Source organism: Streptomyces sp. NPDC052079 (assembly GCF_040680275.1).
Lineage (GTDB): Bacteria > Actinomycetota > Actinomycetes > Streptomycetales > Streptomycetaceae > Streptomyces.
The window spans coordinates 58,346-74,405 of sequence record NZ_JBFAWL010000016.1 but is presented as its reverse complement, the minus strand read 5'-3'; the positions used below and the strand labels follow the sequence as shown (position 1 = coordinate 74,405).

The following is a 16,060-nucleotide window of genomic DNA, read 5'->3' as shown; positions in this document are numbered from 1 at the left end:
GCGGCTATGGCGCAGCCGGTACCCGCAGGGCGGCCAGAACCGGCAGATGATCGGTAGCCGCCTCCAGATCGCGCCGGCTCACCCCGGGCTGCTCCAGCGGCACCCCGCACCCCAGCACCTCGACACCTTTGGTGACGAAGAGGGCGTCGATCCGCCGGTGCGGTTCGTCCCGGGTCCAGGTGTGCTCGCCGCCCCAGGGTGCCGCGGCCCAGCAGTCGGTGAGCGCTTCGCTCAGCCGCCGGAAGGTAGGCCCGCCCGGCCCCTCGTTCAGGTCCCCGCCCACGACGGCGTGCTCGACGCCCATCGCGGCGAGCCGGTCCAGCAGCATGCCGCCCTGCGCGTACCGCTCGTCGCTCCGCAGGGACAGATGACAGCTCACCGCCCCGACCCGGGCCCCGCCGAACCGTACGACGGCGGTGGCGAGCCCGCGCCGGTGCTGCCCCGGGGTGAGCGGCAGCAGCACGTCCTCGGTCCGCTCGACGGTCGCCCGCAGTGAGCACAGAAGCGCGGGCCCGGCGGCGGTGGCACCCCCGGACAGGATCACCAGCCCGGACTCGGACGCCAGCGCGGCGAGCTTCTTCCGCCACCGGAAGAACCGCGGCGCCTCCTGCAGCATCACCAGATCCGGCGCACAGGCACTGATCACCCGCGCGAGCGCACCGGTGTCGTCCCGCATCGAACGGATGTTGTAGCTCAACACCCGAATGACGGCCGAACCGTCGGGCTCGGTCCGGGAGTCGGGCAGCAGCGGAGTCGTCGCCATACGGATCAACATACGTCGCACCACCCGCCGGAATGCGGCTCAGCGCTTCACATGCCGGGGCACGTCACGCCACGCGTCGGGGGAAACGGCGAGGGCAGGTCGCCGGCTGGAACGGCTGCGCCCGCCGTCCCTCGAGGGGATCGGGCGGGCGCTGCCGTGCGTGTGACGGGTGGGATCACATGATGGGGTCCGGTTCGCGGGCCAGGTCGGCTGCGCCGACGAGGCCCGCCTTGTTGCCGAGTTGGGCGCCGAGGACGTCGGCGACCGGGCGCCAGTTGCCGCCGACCAGCCAGCGCTTGTAGGACTTGCGGATCGGGCCCAGGACCAGTTCGCCCTCGTCGGAGAGGCCGCCGCCGACGATGAAGGCGGAGGGGTCGAAGAGGGAGGCCAGGTCGGCGAGGCCGGCGCCGACCCAGCGGGCCAGCTCGCGGTAGGAGTCGACGGCCACCCGGTCGCCCTGGCGGGCGGCCATGGAGACGTGCTTGCCCTCGATGCCCTCCGGGGTGCCGTCGCCGAGGGACAGCAGCGTCTCGGCGTTCTCGGGGGTGGCGTTGGCGCGCTGCTTGGCGTAGCGGACGAGGGCGCGGCCGGAGGCGTACTGCTCCCAGCAGCCCTGCGAGCCGCAGCCGCACAGCAGGCCGTCCGGGACCATGCGGATGTGGCCGAACTCGGCGGCCACGCCGAAGTGGCCGCGGCGCAGCTTGTTGCCGATGATCACGCCGCCGCCGAGGCCGGTGCCGAGCGTGATGCAGATGACGTTGCGGTGGCCCTTGCCGGCGCCGAACTTGTACTCGCCCCAGGCGGCGGCGTTGGCGTCGTTCTCCACGACCACCGGGAGACCCACGCGGGCCTCGACCTTGGCCTTGAGCGGCTCGTTGCGCCAGTGGATGTTGGGGGCGAAGTAGACCTCGGAGCGCTGGCGGTTGACGTATCCGGCCGCGCCGATGCCCACGCCGGCGATGTCGTGTCCGGCGCGTGCTCCTTCCACCGCGGAGGCGATGGCGTCCACGATCCCGTCGGGCGTGCCCGGGGTCGGCACCTTGTGGGTCGAGAGGATGTTGCCGTCCTCGTCGACCACGCCGGCCGCGATCTTGGTGCCGCCGATATCGACGCCGATGGTGAGTCCCATGAATCCCTCAGTTTCGGTCGAGCCCCGCTACCGCCCACGGTACCCGAGCCGCCGTGCCGGGAAGGCCGGTGTTCGCACGGTGGGCGGCCCGGCGGGGATCATGGGGTCCCGGCCGGGGACCGTGGGTTCAGTCCAGGTCGATGTGCTCGCCGGGGGCGGTGCCGGGGTCGTCACCGCGGTCCCGGCGGTCGTCCAGGTCGCGCGGGTCGGCGTTGTCGCGGGAGGTCCAGCGGCGCTCCTGGTCCTGCACGGCGGAACGGTAGGCGGCGAGGAGTTCGTTGCCGGCGGCGGCGAGGTGGTCGAACACATCGGGGTTGCGTTCGATGACGGGTTCGACGGCGGCCTTGGCCTGCTGGACGACCTGCCGCACCACCTGCTGCGCGGCGGGTCCGGCGACGGCGCCGAACAGGGGCGACTGCAGTCCGGAGAGCTTGTCGGCGACGGCGTCGACGAGCTTCTTCAGTTCCTCGGCGGCGGAACCGGCGGGCGGGCCGTGCTGGGCGCGGCGGCGGGCCTTCTCCGCCTCCAGGTCCTCGGCGACAGCGGTCGCCCAGGCGTCGGCGTGGGTTTCGGTGCGGGCATGGGTTTCGGGGCCGGCATGGGTTTCGGTGCGGGCATGGGTTTCGGTGCCGTCCGCCCGCGCGTCGTCCACCGGCTTGTCGGCGGTCTCGTCCCCGGCGTCTTCGGGCGGGGGGAGCTGTTCGCTCATGACGGACTCCTTCGACTGCGGTGGCCCCATCGACGTTACCCGAACGCTCGTGGCGGCTTCAGCGGATACGCGGCCACAGTCCGGGATCCGGCCGGAACCGGATGCGCAGTTCACCCTCCCGCAGGGCCGCGCCGTCGACGGTGCAGCGGCGCAGGGCGGAGGGCAGGGGGACCGTGCGGCGAAACGGGCCGACGGTGACGACGATGTCGTCGCCGCGCCGTATGAGGTCGAGTTCGTCGCGGCGGGCGCCGGGGAGGGGGAGGTGCCAGACGAGGACGCCGTTTTCGGCGAGGTCGTCGGTGACCGGCCACTTCACCGTGCCGGGCGCCGTCGGGGCGCCCGGGACCGCGAGCGCGGCGAGGTCGTCCGTGCCGCGCGGGTCGCGGCCGAGGTGGGCGACCGGGTGGACGTCGTAGGACTCGCGCCACTCCTCGAGCGTCTTGCGCTGCTGGGCGACGGGGGTGGCGAGCCAGCTGTCGCCGTCGTGCTCCGGGAGGACACGGTTGGCGAGGAGCATGTCGGTGCGCAGTCCGCGGAGGGCCAGTCCGAGGGTGGCCGTGCGGATGGCCTCGGCGGCGGCGGGGCCCGGTTCGGCTACCAGGCGTACGACGGTGTCGCGGTCGGCGAGCACGGCCTCGACGGCGGCGAGTTGCAGGTCCAGGCGGGCGGCCGTCTCGTACAGCCAGTCGGCGGGCAGCGGGACGCCGGCGAGGCGGCCGAGCATGGGGCGCAGGGCGCGGGCCGCTTGACGCTCGGGTGGGAGGAGGCGGCGCAGGTAGCGGCGGAGTTCCTCGGGGAGGGCGAGGAGGGCGAGGGCGCGGGGGGTGGGTGGGAGGTCGACGACGACGAGGTCGTGGGGCTCGTCGGCCAGTGTGGCGTCGCGCAGGGCGCGGAGGGTGGCCAGTTCGTCGGCGCCGGGGAGGGGGGTGAACTCGTCGGGTTCGAGGCGGGAGGCGCCGAGGAGGTCGAGGGCGGGGGCGGCTCGGGTTTGGAGGGCGGCGAGGTCCTTGTGGAAGGCGGGGGCGGGGTCGACGTGGCGGAGGGTGAGGTGGGGTGGGGGGTCGTCGGCGAGATCGCCCAGCGCGGGGTGGGCGGTGTGCGGGGGGTCGGTGGTGAGGAGGAGGGTGCGGGTGCCGTTGCGGGCTGCGGTCAGCGCGGTGGCGGCGGCGAGGGTCGTGCGGCCGCCGCCACCGGGGCCTGTGATCAGGAGGGTGCGCATGGGGGTGAACGGTAACTGAGGCTGGGCGGGCGGGGTGTCGCTTGCCGGGTGCCGCTGCGCCCACCCTCCCCCACTCTCGGCTTCGCTCGAGCGGGGGGACCCCCATCGCCCTGGGGGTACCTCCCAGGCCTTTAAGGCACTGGGGGAGGCACGATTGCCCGCAGCTGGGGCGGCGTGGCTGCCCGGAGCTGGGCGCGGCATCGGTGCCCGCAGCTACGCGGCATCACTGCCCGCGGCTGCCTAGCTTGTTGACTCGACGCGCTTCTTCAAGCCGGCCAGGGCTCGGTCGATGATGACCTTTTCTGCCTTGCGCTTGATCATGCCGAGCATGGGGATCTTGACGTCGACGGTGAGGCGGTAGGTGACCTCCGTCGTGCCCGGGGCGGCCGGGGTGAGGACGTAGGAGCCGTCGAGGGAGCGGAGCATCTGGGACTTCACCAGGGTCCAGGAGACCTCGTGTCCGCCGCTCCAGGTGTACGCCAGCACCTGGTCGTCCTTGATCGCGCCCGCGTCCATGACGAGACGCACCTGCTCGGCGCGGCCCTTCTCGTCGGTCGCGAGGACCTCCGCCTCCTTCACCTCGCCCGTCCAGTCGGGATAACGGGCGAAGTCGGCGATCACCCCCATGACGTCGGCCGGTGCCGCCTCGATCGTGATGCTCGAGCTGGTGTGTTCCGCCATCGCCGTGGCTCCTCCAGATGCGGGCCGGTAGTCGTCGTCGCCGTGCAGCGCACGCGCGTGCAGCGGAAGGCTACCGTGCGCGGGACCGGCCGAACTCACCCGACCTGGGGCATCCGCACCCTTCCGGCCTCACCATTCGAGCGCCCAGGGCCGTCCGGTGCTCGCGAAGTGGCCGACGTTGACGCATTCGGTGGCGCCGATGCGCATGCGCCGCACCAGCGGCTGGTGGACATGGCCGAAGAGGGAGTAGCGGGGCCGGGTGCGGCGGATCGCGTCCAGCAGGGCCCGGCTGCCCCGCTCGAAGCGGCGGGCGACGGTGTCGTAGACCAGGTCCGGCACCTCCGGGGGAATGTGGGTGCACAGCACGTCCACCTCGCCGACGGCCTCGATCTTCGCGGCGTACTCCTCGTCGTCGACCTCGTACGGCGTGCGCATGGGCGTGCGCAGGCCCCCGCCGACGAAGCCGAAGGTCCGGCCGCCGATCTCCACACGCTGCCCGTCGAGGACAGTGGTGCCGGGGCCCGCGTACTCCCGCCACAGAGGCGGAATGTCGACGTTGCCGTAGGTGGCGTACGTGGGAGTGGGGAAGGCGGCGAACAGCTCGGCGTACTGCTTGCGCACCGCCTTCTCGATCGCCGCGGCCCTGTCCATCTCGATGCCGGCCCAGAGCCGGCGCTGGAAGTCGCGCGCCTCCTCGAACCGGCGGGCGGTGCGCAACTCCACGATGCGGTCGGCGTTCTCGGTGCCGAACAGATCGGGGAAGATGCCGCGCGAGTGGTCGGCGTAGTCGAGGAAGAGGACCAAGTCGCCCAGGCAGACGAGGGCGTCGGCGCCCTCGCCGGCCCGTGCGAGGTCACGGGCGTTGCCGTGCACATCGCTGACCACGTGGATGCGGGTCCGCCGGTTGCCGCCTGGTGTCGGTGCCATGACGATCGAGGGTAAGCGTGTGCGGCAGGCGTGAACAACGACGGGCGGACCTGCGGTTACTGGCTCGTCGGTTCGCAAGTGGACTACTGTGCGCAATGGAACACCAATCTGTGTGACGCAGCGAACATCTGACGGGGAGCCCCTGTCGAGAAGCCATACCGGCGGGTAACGTCCGGGCAGTCCAGTCGTGCTCGGGATTTCAACTTGTGAATTCGCGAGCACCCGCCCGAGCCTTGGACCGCACCGTCGCATCGCACACCGTCGTGGCGCCGGCGCCCTAAGAGGAGCAGCAGTCTTGCGCGAGTTCAGCCTTCCGGCCCTGTACGAGGTCCCCGCGGACGGCAATCTGACCGACATCGTCCGCAGAAACGCCGCGCAGCATCCCGATGTGGCCGTCATCGCCCGCAAGGCCGGGGGGACGTGGCAGGACGTGACGGCCACCGCCTTCCTCGCGGAGGTGCGGGCGGCCGCCAAGGGCATGATCGCCGCAGGTGTGCAGCCCGGCGACCGGGTGGGCCTGATGTCCCGGACCCGCTACGAGTGGACGCTGCTGGACTTCGCGATCTGGAGCGCCGGCGCGGTCACCGTGCCCGTGTACGAGACCAGCTCGCCGGAGCAGGTGGCGTGGATCCTCGGCGACTCCGGTGCCACCGCCTGCTTCGTGGAGCTCGACGCCCACACGGCGACCGTGGAGTCGGTGCGCGACCGGCTGCCCGCGCTGAAGAACCTGTGGCAGATCGAGGCCGGCGGCCTCGAGGAGCTGGGCCGGCTCGGGCAGGGCGTCACGGACGAGACGGTGGAGGAGCGCAGCTCGGTCGCGAAGGCGGACGACCCGGCGACCATCGTCTACACCTCCGGCACCACCGGCCGTCCCAAGGGGTGTGTGCTCACCCACCGCAGCTTCTTCGCGGAGTGCGGCAACATCGTGGAGCGGCTGCGTCCACTCTTCCGCACCGGCGAGTGCTCGGTGCTGCTGTTCCTGCCGCTCGCGCATGTCTTCGGGCGGCTGGTGCAGATCGCGCCCATGATGGCGCCGATCAAGCTGGGCTGCGTGCCCGACATCAAGAACCTCACCGACGAGCTGGCCTCGTTCCGGCCGACGCTGATCCTCGGCGTGCCCCGGGTGTTCGAGAAGGTCTACAACTCGGCGCGGGCCAAGGCGCAGGCCGACGGCAAGGGCAAGATCTTCGACAAGGCGGCGGACACGGCGATCGCCTACAGCCAGGCGCTGGACACGCGGTCCGGGCCGTCGGTGGGCCTGAAGATCAAGCACAAGGTGTTCGACAGGCTGGTCTACGGCAAGCTGCGCGCGGTGCTGGGCGGGCGCGGCGAGTACGCCATCTCGGGCGGCGCCCCGCTCGGCGAGCGTCTGGGCCACTTCTTCCGCGGCATCGGCTTCAGCGTGCTGGAGGGCTACGGTCTGACCGAGTCCTGCGCGGCCACCGCGTTCAACCCATGGGACCGGCAGAAGATCGGCACGGTCGGCCAGCCACTGCCCGGCTCCGTCGTCCGGATAGCGGATGACGGCGAGGTGCTGCTGCACGGCGAGCACCTGTTCAGGGAGTACTGGAACAACCCGGGCGCCACCGCCGAGGCGCTGGCCGACGGCTGGTTCCACACCGGGGACATCGGCACGCTGGACGAGGACGGCTATCTGCGGATCACCGGCCGGAAGAAGGAAATACTGGTGACGGCGGGCGGCAAGAACGTCGCCCCGGCGGTCATCGAGGACCGGATCCGCGCGCACGCGCTGGTGGCGGAGTGCATGGTGGTGGGCGACGGGCGGCCGTTCGTGGGCGCGCTGGTCACCATCGACGAGGAGTTCCTCGGCCGCTGGGCCGACGAGCACGGGAAGCCCGCCGGGTCGACGGCGGCTTCGCTGAGCGAGGACCCGGATCTGCTCGCGGCGATCCAGTCGGCGATCGATGACGGGAACGCCGCGGTGTCGAAGGCGGAGTCGGTGCGGAAGTTCCGGATTCTGCCGGCGCAGTTCACCGAGGAGTCGGGACATTTGACTCCGTCGTTGAAGCTGAAGCGGAACGTTGTGGCGAAGGATTACGCGAACGAGATCGAGGCGATTTACGCGAAGTAGGACTTCGGTGCGTAAGGGGGTGCCGGGGGCGGTCGTTCGGCGGGTGCGGGTTGTCTGGGGCTTGTCGCGCAGTTCCCCGCGCCCCTAGGGGGCTGCCCCCGCGGAGTCTGCCGGGGCAGCGGCCGCTTCAGAGCAGCTTCTTCAGTTCGTCCGCCAAGAGGTCCCAGCGCCACTTCTGTTCGACCCACTCCCTGCCGCGCTCGCCCATGCGCCGGCGGAGTTGCTCGTCGGCGAGGAGGGTGGTGATGCGGTCGGCCGTCTCGGGCGGGGAGTCGCCGGGGACGACCCACCCGGTCTCGCCGTCGAGGACCGCGTCGGGGGCGCCGCCGGAGTCGCCGGCCACGACGGGCAGGCCGGTCGCGGACGCCTCCAGGTAGACGATGCCGAGGCCCTCGACGTCCAGGCCCCCGCGCCGGGTTCGGCACGGCATCGCGAAGACGTCGCCGACGCCGTAGTGGGCGGGCAGTTCGGACCAGGGGACCGAGCCGGTGAAGCGGACGGCCGCGGAGACACCGGTGTCGTGGGCGAGGCGGCGCAGGTCCTTCTCGTAGGGGCCGCCGCCGACGATCAGCAGCACGGCGTCCGGTTCGGCCGCCAGGATCGCGGGCATGGCCCGGATCAGCGTGTCCTGGCCCTTGCGCGGCACCAGCCGTGAGACGCACACGACCACCGGGCGGTCGGTCAACCCCAGACGCGCCCGCACCTCGTCGCCACCCGAGCCGGGGTGGAAGGTCTTCTCGTCGACCCCGGGCGGCAGCTGCACCATCCGCGCGGTGGCCTCGGGGGTGAGCGCGGAGGCGATCCGGGAGCGCGTGTACTCGCCGAGGTAGGTGATCGTGTCCGTGGACTGGCCGATCCGGCGCAGCAGCTGCCGTGCGGCGGGCAGCTGGGCCCATCCGGCCTCGTGGCCGTGGGTGGTGGCCACGATCCGCTGCGCGCCCGCGCGGCGCAGCGCCGGGGCCATCAGGCCGAGCGGCGCCGCCGCCCCGAACCACACCGAGGTGCACCCGTGTTCGCGCAGCAGCCCGACGGCCCGCCGGGTGGCGGCCGGGGTCGGCAGCAGCATCGTCGTACGGTCGCGTACGACGGTGAAGGGCTGCTCGGCATCGAAGGCGGCGGTCGCCTCCGCGCCCTCCCGGGAGCGCTTCCAGGTGGAGGCGTAGACGACAAGGCGCTCCGGGTCGAGCCGCAGCGCCATGTTGTGCAGGAACGCCTGGATGCCGCCGGGCCGTGGCGGGAAGTCGTTGGTCACGATCAGGGTCTTGTGCATCGTCGCAGACCCTACCGAACGGTGCTTTCGCGGTACGCCACGGCGGTGCTCTGTGGCACGTACACCAAAGTCGGGACATCATGGCCCCTCACGACGGCACACCGGACGGGCAGGGATCACGTGGAGACGACGGCCGGACGCGGGTCCCTGGCATGGCTGCTGGTCATCTGGGCGCTGACGAGAACGGCGCTGCTGCTGTGCGTGCTCAAGGTGATCGTCTTTCCGGGGCCTGACGTCACCAGCGACGTGTCGGTGATCTACCAGGGCTGGTACGACGTCCTGCGCACCGGAACGTTCCCGCTGAACGACGTGACCTGGCAGTACCCGCCCGCGGCGGCGCTGGCGATCCTCTCCCCCGGTCTGCTGCCGTTCCTGGAGTACCCGACGGCGTTCTTCGTGCTGGCGTGCGTCGCCGACCTGATCACGCTGGCGATGCTGCTGTACGGGGGCCGCGGTCCCGGGCGGGCGCGTCGGGGGGCCTGGGTGTGGGTGGCGGGCGTGCCGCTGCTCGGGCCGACGGTGTACGCGCGGTACGACGTGATGGTGACGGCGGTGGCGGTGGCCGGGCTGCTGGCGGCCGGACGGCATCCGCGGGTGGCGGGGGCGCTGGCGGGGTTCGGGGCGCTGGTGAAGGTGTGGCCTGCGCTGCTCCTGCTCGCGGTGCGGCGGCGTGGGACGTGGGTGTCGGCGGGGGTGACGGGGGTCGGTGTGGCCGTGCTGTTCGCCGTGCTGATGCCGGGGGCGTTCGCGTTCCTCGGGTTCCAGCGGGACCGGGGGACGGAGGTGGAGTCGCTGGGGTCGCTGGTCTTCCATGTGGCGCGGCATCACGGCTGGGAGGGCGAGGTGCTGCTCAACTACGGCTCGGTCGAGTTCCTTGGGCCGTATGTGAACTGGGTGAGCACGGGGGCGCTGTTCCTGACGGGGGCGGCGCTGGGGTGGCTGGTGCTGTGGCGGGTGGTGGCGAATCGTTTCGAGGCGCACACGGTTGCTGATGCGGCGTTGGTGGGGGTGCTGATGTTCACGACCACGAGTCGGGTGATCAGTCCGCAGTACATGGTGTGGCTGGTGGGGGTGGGGGCGGTGTGTCTGTGCTTCCGTGGGAGCCGGATGGGGGGGCCGGTGGGGCTGGTGCTGGGGGCTTGTCTGGTGACGGTGCTGGAGTTTCCGTTGTGGTTCGCGCATGTTGTGGCGAGCGATGTGCTGGGGGTTTCGCTGCTGGTGTTGCGGAATGGGCTGCTGGTGGGGGCGACGGTGGTGGGGGCTCGGGTGTTGTGGTGTACGACGGTGCCGGGTCGGGGGCGGGAGGTTCCGTTGGTCCCGGGGCCGGCCCGGGCGGCGGAGACGCGAGTCTCGTCGTGAACCCGGGGTGGGTGTATCTGTGCGGCCGGTGCCTGCGGGGTGCCCCACGATGGTGCCGGCCGGGGGAAGGTTTGCGCAGCCCGGCGCCTGGACGCTGGCCGCGAGGGTGCTGGCCGGGGGGTGTCTGCGCAGCCCGGCGCAAGCGGGGTGCCGTCGCGCCCACCCGTGCCGCCCCAGCGGCACGACTGCCCGCGGATTGCGGCAGCGAGCGGCGGGCGGCTGCATGCGGATCGCGGCGGCGGGCGGCTGCCCGCGGAGGGCGGCAGCAGGAGCGGCGGGCCGCGGGAACGGCGGGCGGCTGCCCGCGGAGGGCGGCAGCAGGAGCGGCGGGCGGCGGATCGCGGCAGCCGGGCGCGGAGGGCGGCGGTGGGTGGGTCGTGGGGATGGCCCCCGCACCACCCACCCACCGTGGGTGCGCCGCAGGCGTACGTGGTCAGGTCAGGGTGGTTCTTATGTAGTCGTGCCATTGGAGGGTGAAGGCCTCCGGGGTGGTGCCCAGGACGCGGCTCATCGCTGACTCGACCGCGCCCTCGCGCTCCTTGTGCGCGCCCACCGCGCGGTAGAACACGCCGAGGCGCTCCTCGCCCCAGCGGTCGGCGATCAGGCGGCAGGCCAGCCAGCCGCCCTCGTAGGCGCGGGCGAGGCCGTCCGCGTCCCCCGAGAAGCCGAAGTCCTCGTCGGTGGGGAGCGCGCCCGGCACCTCGCCCTGACTCACCGCGTAGGCGAGCTCCGGTGCCGCCTCGGCGGGGCCCCGGCCGCCGTCGCGGTAGCCGACCCAGTCGGCGAACCCCTCGGACAGCCACAGCGGAGTCGCGGGCGAGGTGTGGGCGCGGGTGGCGACGTGGGTGGTCTCGTGGGTGAGAACAACCTGCCGGCCCGAGTCGCCGAGCAGCCCGAAGGCGTCCGGGTTGACGATGACCCGGTCCGCCGGTGCCCGCCCGTCCGTGCCGGTGGCGCCGGTGGTGACGGCGGCGATGCCCCGGTAGGAGGAGGCGGGCGAGCCCAGCAGGCCCGCCATGTCCTCCAGGGACTCCGGGACCATGACGAGGACGCGCCCGGTCCATCGCGGGCCCCAGGCGTCGGACACGGCGGGCACCGCGCGGTCGGCCAGCGCGGCGTAGTCGCGCAGTTTGCCGGCGGGCTGTCCGACACCCAGCACCAGACTGCGCTCGCCCCGGACGGCCCGTGCCGGGCCCTGGTCCCACAACTGCTGGCCGGACTTCCGCGCGGGGCGGTCGGAATCGACGGACCAGTGGCCGTCCCGGTCCCGGCTCAGGCTCAGGGAGCGGGCGGTGACGACCGGGGAACGGTCGTAGCCCTCCACCCGGTAGCTGAGGTCGGCGGAGGCGGTGGCGCTGTCGCCGGTGCGGTGCAGGGACGTGACCCGGTAGGACCAGTCCGCGAGCGGGACCGCGCGCAGGTTGTCGAACCCGGCCCGGGTGCCGGTGCGGGCGTACGCGGCGGCGTCCCGGTCGAGGACCGCCTCCGCGCGCCGGTCGAGGAGCGACTGCACCTCCGCGCGGGCGCCGTCGACGGTGCTGCCGCCGCCGCACGAGACCAGGGAGACGAGCAGCAGACACAGCGCCACCAGGGACGCTCCCGTCACCCGCCGTCGACCCGCCACCTTTCCGAGGGTAAGGGCGAGGAGCCGTCCCGGTCAGACCCTGGTGACCGACGAGACGGGCATCATCCCGACGGGGTCGTAGCGCACGGGCGCCCCGGGGTAGGGCGCGTGGATCACCTGGCCGTTGCCCATGTACATCCCGACGTGGGAGGCGTCGGAGCGGTAGACGACCAGGTCGCCGGGGCGCGCCTGGGAGAGCGGGACCTGGCGGCCGGCGTACCGCTGGGCCTGCGAGGTGCGCGGCAGGGCGACCCCGGCCTGGGCGTACGACCACTGGGTCAGTCCGGAGCAGTCGAAGCCGCCGGGGCCGTTGGCGCCCCACACGTAGGGCTTGCCGAGGGCGGAGCGCGCGGCGGCGACGGCGGCGGCCGCGCGGCCCGATGCGGGGATGCCGCCCGGGCCGAGCAGGTCCGTGCGGGCGGAGCGGCCGGCCCGGTTCCAGGCGGCGCGTTCGCCGGCCGGGAGGGAGTTGAGCAGCCGGCGGGCCTCGGCGAGCTTGCTCTCGACGGTCCGCTTGTGGGCGGCGACGGCCTTGCGGCTCTTCTCCAGCGCGCGAAGCTTGCCGGCCGCCTCCGCGCGGTCCTGGGCGAGGGACCGCAGGGCTCCCCGCAGCCTGCGTAGCTCACCGGCTTGGTGGGCGGTGATCCGGTCGAGGACGGAGACCCGCTCCAGGTAGTCCTCCGGGTCGTCGGAGAGCAGCAGGGCAACGGCGGGTTCCAGGCCGCCGGAGCGGTACTGGACACCGGCCAGCGACCCCAGCGACTCGCGCATGGTGTTGACGCGGTGCTGCTTGCGGGCGATCTGGTCCTGTGCGGTGGCGATCTGCCTGCGGAGTCCGTCGGCGCGCTCGTCGGCCGCGTTGTATGCCTCGGTGGCCTTCTCGGCCTCCTGGTAGAGGCGGTCCACCTCGGCCCGGGTGTCGTCGGGCGGCGTCGCCGCGGCCGGGACAGCGCCGAGGGTGGTGGCCGCCGCGGACAGCAGGCCGAGGGCGACGACGGCGCTCCGGTCGGATCCGGATGAGGGTGCGGTACGGCGATGGGACCCCACGGGAAGCCGTGCTCCTTCCGCTGGCGGACAGGGAAACGCGGCAGACAGTAGCGTCGGCGGCGGCGGGCGGACCAACGGCCGGAGCACGCACATACGGTGACGCCCCGCCTGTGACCTGCGTCGGAGGCGGGGCGTGGGGCCCGATGGGCACCGGTGCGATTCCCCCTAACGGGCGCACCGGACCACCGGGAAGGGCCTCGGGACCTGCGGACCGGACCCTAGACGCGGACGCCGAACATGAACGGACCGCCGATGGTGTTCATCGACTCGTAGCGCACGACGGTGCCGGTGCGAGGGGCGTGGATGATCTGGCCGTTGCCGGCGTAGAGGCCCACGTGGTGCAGGTCGTTGAAGAAGAAGACCAGGTCGCCGACCTTGAGCTGGCTGGTCGAGTAGATCTTGGTGCCGGCGCCGGTCTGGGCCTCGGAGGTGCGCGGCAGTCCGACGCCCGCCTGCGCGTACGCCCAGGAGGTGAGGCCGGAGCAGTCGAAGGAGGACGGGCCGGTGGCGCCGTACACGTAGGGCGAGCCGAGCTTGCTCTGGGCGGCGGCGAAGGCGGCGGCGGCGCGTCCGGAGCCGGGCGGGACGTTGACCGAGAGGGCGTCGCGCTCGCTGGCGCGGGTGGCGCGGCTCTGCTCCTCGGCGAGTTGGGCCTTCTCCTCGGCGGTGAGGCTGTTGAGCAGCTTCTGCGCGGAGGAGAGCTTGCCCTGGACTTCCTTCTTCTTCTTGCCCAGTTCGGTGCGGGTGGAGGCGAGGTCCTTGAGCTTCTCGGACGCCTCGGAGCGCTGCTGGGCGAGTTCGCGCTGCTTCTCCTGGATCTTCTTCAGCGCTTCGACCTGCTGGGTGCTCAACTGGTCAAGGGTGGACGCCTTGTCGAGGTAGTCGTCCGGGTCGGCGGAGAGGAAGAGCTGCACGGAGGGGTCTATGCCGCCGCTGCGGTACTGGGCGCTGGCCATCGTGCCGAGGCCGTCGCGCAGGTCGTTGAGCTCCTGCTGGCCCTTGGCGACGTTGTCCTGGATCGTGGAGATCTCCTTCTGGAGCTTCTCCTGCTTCTCCTTGGCGCCGTTGTACTTCTCGGTGGCCTGTTCCGCCTGCTCGTAGAGCTTGTCGACCTTGGCCTTGACCTCGTCCTTGCTCGGCTTCTCGCTGGGAGCGGCGTTGGCGGCCTGCGAGCTCATGACAACGGCAGCTGCGGCAGCGGTGGTGAGCACGGTCACACGTGCGCGGCTCGGCTGCTTGGGACGACGGTGGGACGCCACGGAGACGAGCTCCTTCTCGAGAGTGATCGCGCGAGCGAGGGTTCGAAGGCAGACCCTAGTGATTCTCGTGTGATCAGTTCAAATCCCCGGGCACAAAATCTCCGTTACAGCGGGTTTATTTCGCCTCAACTCACCTGCAGTGATGCTCGATTGACGCTACGTTGCGTGGCGGTTCCGTCAATTCGGGCATAGGACCGTTACGTTGCACGGGGGACGGATGGGAATCAGATACTAGGAAAGCCTCTTGAGGAGCACCGCCGACGCGACGGGGCGTGCGCCGGCGCGGGCGACCCCGTCGGCGACCTCCCGGTCGGTGGAGGCGACGATGACGGGCCGCCCCGGCGGCTCCGCGCGCACCAGTTGGCGGATCAGTTCGTCGGCGGTGACGCCCGGTTTGGAGAACAGCACGCGCACGCCGCGTGGCGGCGCCAGCAGCACGGGCGCGGCGAGTTCGGCACCGTCGAAGACACAGGTGACCTCGGCGCCGGTCTGTGCGGCGAGCTGGGCGAGCTGGCCCAGCAGGCGCAGGCGCTGCTTCTCCAGGGGCATTTGGGGATAGCCGGTCTTGGTGACGTTGTAGCCGTCGACGACCAGATGGGCCTGCGGCAGCGCCAGCAACTGGTTCAGGATGGCGGGGTCGTCCTCGGACAGCGCGCGGGCGGCGATGTCCTTGGGGGTCATGCGCCCCGGTTCCACGGCGTCCACGGTCTCGGCGGGCCGGACGGACACGGGAGGCAGCGCCAGCTCGCGCCGCAGCCCCTGGGCGGCGTCGAGCACGGTGTCCAGCAGCAGCCGTACCCGCATGTCCTCGACGCTGCGGCCCTCGCGGGCGGCCCGGCGCGCGGCCTCCAGCGCGGCCTCGGTCTCGCCGAGCCGCGCCTTGAGCCGCCGGCTCTCGCTCTCGGCGGCCGACACCTGGGCCTGACCGTCGGCGCGGACCGACTCCATCTCGGCCCGCAGTTTGCGCAGGGCGGCCTCGCCGCGCTTGACGTCGCTGTGGGCGGAGCGCAGCTTGCGGTGCAGCGACTCGGACTCCTTCTTCGCCGCCTCCAGCTCGGCGCGCAGTCGCTCGGTCTCGGACCGGGTGTTCTCGCGGGCCCGGGCGAGTTCGTCGCGCAGCCGCTCCAGCTCGGCGCGGGTCTCCTCGTCGGCGCGTTCGGCGTGGGCGCGCTGGGCCTCCTCGCCGGCGGCGGTCACCAGCTTGACCCAGCCGGCCGGGCGGAGCACATAGGCCGCGGCCGCCACGTCGAGCGGGTCCGCGGCCGGGGGCGGGGAGCCGGAGTCGAGGGCGCCGGTCAGTTCCGGCTGGGCTTCTCTGAGCTTCTCCCCGATGCGCTGCCGGAACAGCGGATCGGTCTCCAGCGCCGCCGCCATGGCGTTGCCGGCGAACTTGGCGCGGCGGTTCGGGGCGAACCGGGCGTACTGCCGGAGCTGGGCGGGCAGCTCGGCGACCGTGAGCCCGCCGAAGCCGTCCGCGACGATCTGGACGACCCGGCGGCGCACTCCGTCGGGCAGCGGACGGTCGAGCACCTCGGCGGCGCCGTCCTGCGGCCCCCCGCCCGTGGTCTCCACCATCCGTCACACCCCAATGCCTATGTGCGGCCCCGTGTACGGGGTCGCCGTCAGCGGGGCCCGCTCCCTGTCAGGAGCCGGCGCCCGGCCTGTCCACGAGTTCCACCTGATCCACGGCGTTGCACCAGCGGCATCGCACCGACTCCACCGTCTCGTCGAGCACCTCGCGCTCCTCGACCTTGGGCTCTCCGGCCAGGTCGAGGTGGACGTACTCGACGACCTTCGACGAGCGGGTCACGTCGAAGCGGGTCAGGTTGCCGCAGAGGGTGCAGCGCCACCGCGTCGAGGCGGTCGGCAGAGGAACCGTCATCGTGGCTGTTCGCCTTCCTTCCAGTGTCCGTGACGCACCGGGCCGCCCGGTACGTGTGGCACGTAACCCTACGGCCTGGCGGGTCCCCGCCGCCCGCCC

Annotated in this window: 14 protein-coding genes; 2 read left to right on the top strand and 12 right to left on the bottom strand. The window is 72.4% G+C overall.

Going from position 1 to position 16,060, the window contains the following annotated elements:
- Nucleotides 1-4: 4 nt before the first annotated feature.
- From AB0L56_RS22405 to AB0L56_RS22380, 6 genes are all read right to left on the bottom strand, one after another.
- Nucleotides 5-763 (bottom strand): endonuclease/exonuclease/phosphatase family protein, encoded by a 759-nt coding sequence (locus AB0L56_RS22405; protein WP_365425662.1) that lies wholly within the window; start codon nucleotides 761-763, stop codon nucleotides 5-7.
- A 175-nt stretch (nucleotides 764-938) separates the two neighbouring features.
- Nucleotides 939-1,892 (bottom strand): ROK family glucokinase, encoded by a 954-nt coding sequence (locus AB0L56_RS22400; protein ID WP_361036563.1) that lies wholly within the window; start codon nucleotides 1,890-1,892, stop codon nucleotides 939-941.
- A 127-nt stretch (nucleotides 1,893-2,019) separates the two neighbouring features.
- Entirely contained in the window at nucleotides 2,020-2,601 is a 582-nt protein-coding gene (locus AB0L56_RS22395; RefSeq protein WP_365425660.1) for a DUF5304 domain-containing protein, read from the bottom strand.
- 58 nt (nucleotides 2,602-2,659) lie between these two features.
- Nucleotides 2,660-3,820, bottom strand: coding sequence for an ArsA-related P-loop ATPase (locus AB0L56_RS22390; RefSeq protein ID WP_365425658.1), 1,161 nt, complete (start codon nucleotides 3,818-3,820; stop codon nucleotides 2,660-2,662).
- 240 nt (nucleotides 3,821-4,060) lie between these two features.
- On the bottom strand, nucleotides 4,061-4,501 hold the full coding sequence (locus AB0L56_RS22385; protein ID WP_365425656.1) for an SRPBCC family protein: 441 nt from the start codon (nucleotides 4,499-4,501) through the stop codon (nucleotides 4,061-4,063).
- A 129-nt stretch (nucleotides 4,502-4,630) separates the two neighbouring features.
- A complete protein-coding gene (locus AB0L56_RS22380) occupies nucleotides 4,631-5,428 on the bottom strand; it encodes a metallophosphoesterase (RefSeq protein WP_365425654.1) in 798 nt (265 codons plus the stop codon).
- Nucleotides 5,429-5,723: 295 nt separating this feature from the next.
- On the opposite strand from AB0L56_RS22380, the gene AB0L56_RS22375 reads away from it, so the two are divergent.
- Complete coding sequence (locus AB0L56_RS22375) at nucleotides 5,724-7,520, top strand: AMP-dependent synthetase/ligase (protein ID WP_361036553.1); 1,797 nt, start codon at nucleotides 5,724-5,726, stop codon at nucleotides 7,518-7,520.
- Nucleotides 7,521-7,647: 127 nt separating this feature from the next.
- On the opposite strand, the gene AB0L56_RS22370 is transcribed toward AB0L56_RS22375, so the two are convergent.
- Nucleotides 7,648-8,790, bottom strand: a complete 1,143-nt coding sequence (locus AB0L56_RS22370) for a glycosyltransferase family 4 protein (RefSeq protein ID WP_361036551.1) — start codon at nucleotides 8,788-8,790, stop codon at nucleotides 7,648-7,650.
- A gap of 120 nt (nucleotides 8,791-8,910) precedes the next feature.
- Between AB0L56_RS22370 and AB0L56_RS22365 the strand changes: the two genes are divergently transcribed.
- A complete protein-coding gene (locus tag AB0L56_RS22365; protein ID WP_365425651.1) occupies nucleotides 8,911-10,149 on the top strand; it encodes a glycosyltransferase family 87 protein in 1,239 nt (412 codons plus the stop codon).
- Nucleotides 10,150-10,582: 433 nt separating this feature from the next.
- Here the strand turns inward: AB0L56_RS22365 and AB0L56_RS22360 are convergent, their stop codons facing one another.
- The 5 genes from AB0L56_RS22360 to AB0L56_RS22340 all read right to left on the bottom strand — a co-directional run bounded on the left by AB0L56_RS22360 (nucleotide 10,583) and on the right by AB0L56_RS22340 (nucleotide 15,961).
- Nucleotides 10,583-11,773: a hypothetical protein gene (locus tag AB0L56_RS22360; protein ID WP_365425649.1), complete on the bottom strand. Its 1,191-nt coding sequence runs from the start codon at nucleotides 11,771-11,773 to the stop codon at nucleotides 10,583-10,585.
- A 33-nt stretch (nucleotides 11,774-11,806) separates the two neighbouring features.
- Nucleotides 11,807-12,820, bottom strand: coding sequence for an NlpC/P60 family protein (locus tag AB0L56_RS22355; RefSeq protein ID WP_361036545.1), 1,014 nt, complete (start codon nucleotides 12,818-12,820; stop codon nucleotides 11,807-11,809).
- A 218-nt stretch (nucleotides 12,821-13,038) separates the two neighbouring features.
- The gene (locus AB0L56_RS22350; RefSeq protein ID WP_361036543.1) at nucleotides 13,039-14,079 is read right to left on the bottom strand and encodes an NlpC/P60 family protein; all 1,041 of its coding nucleotides are present in this window, start codon (nucleotides 14,077-14,079) and stop codon (nucleotides 13,039-13,041) included.
- 231 nt (nucleotides 14,080-14,310) lie between these two features.
- Nucleotides 14,311-15,654 (bottom strand): NYN domain-containing protein, encoded by a 1,344-nt coding sequence (locus tag AB0L56_RS22345; RefSeq protein WP_365425646.1) that lies wholly within the window; start codon nucleotides 15,652-15,654, stop codon nucleotides 14,311-14,313.
- A 67-nt stretch (nucleotides 15,655-15,721) separates the two neighbouring features.
- Nucleotides 15,722-15,961: a hypothetical protein gene (locus AB0L56_RS22340; RefSeq protein WP_361036539.1), complete on the bottom strand. Its 240-nt coding sequence runs from the start codon at nucleotides 15,959-15,961 to the stop codon at nucleotides 15,722-15,724.
- Between the last annotated feature and the right edge of the window lie 99 nt (nucleotides 15,962-16,060).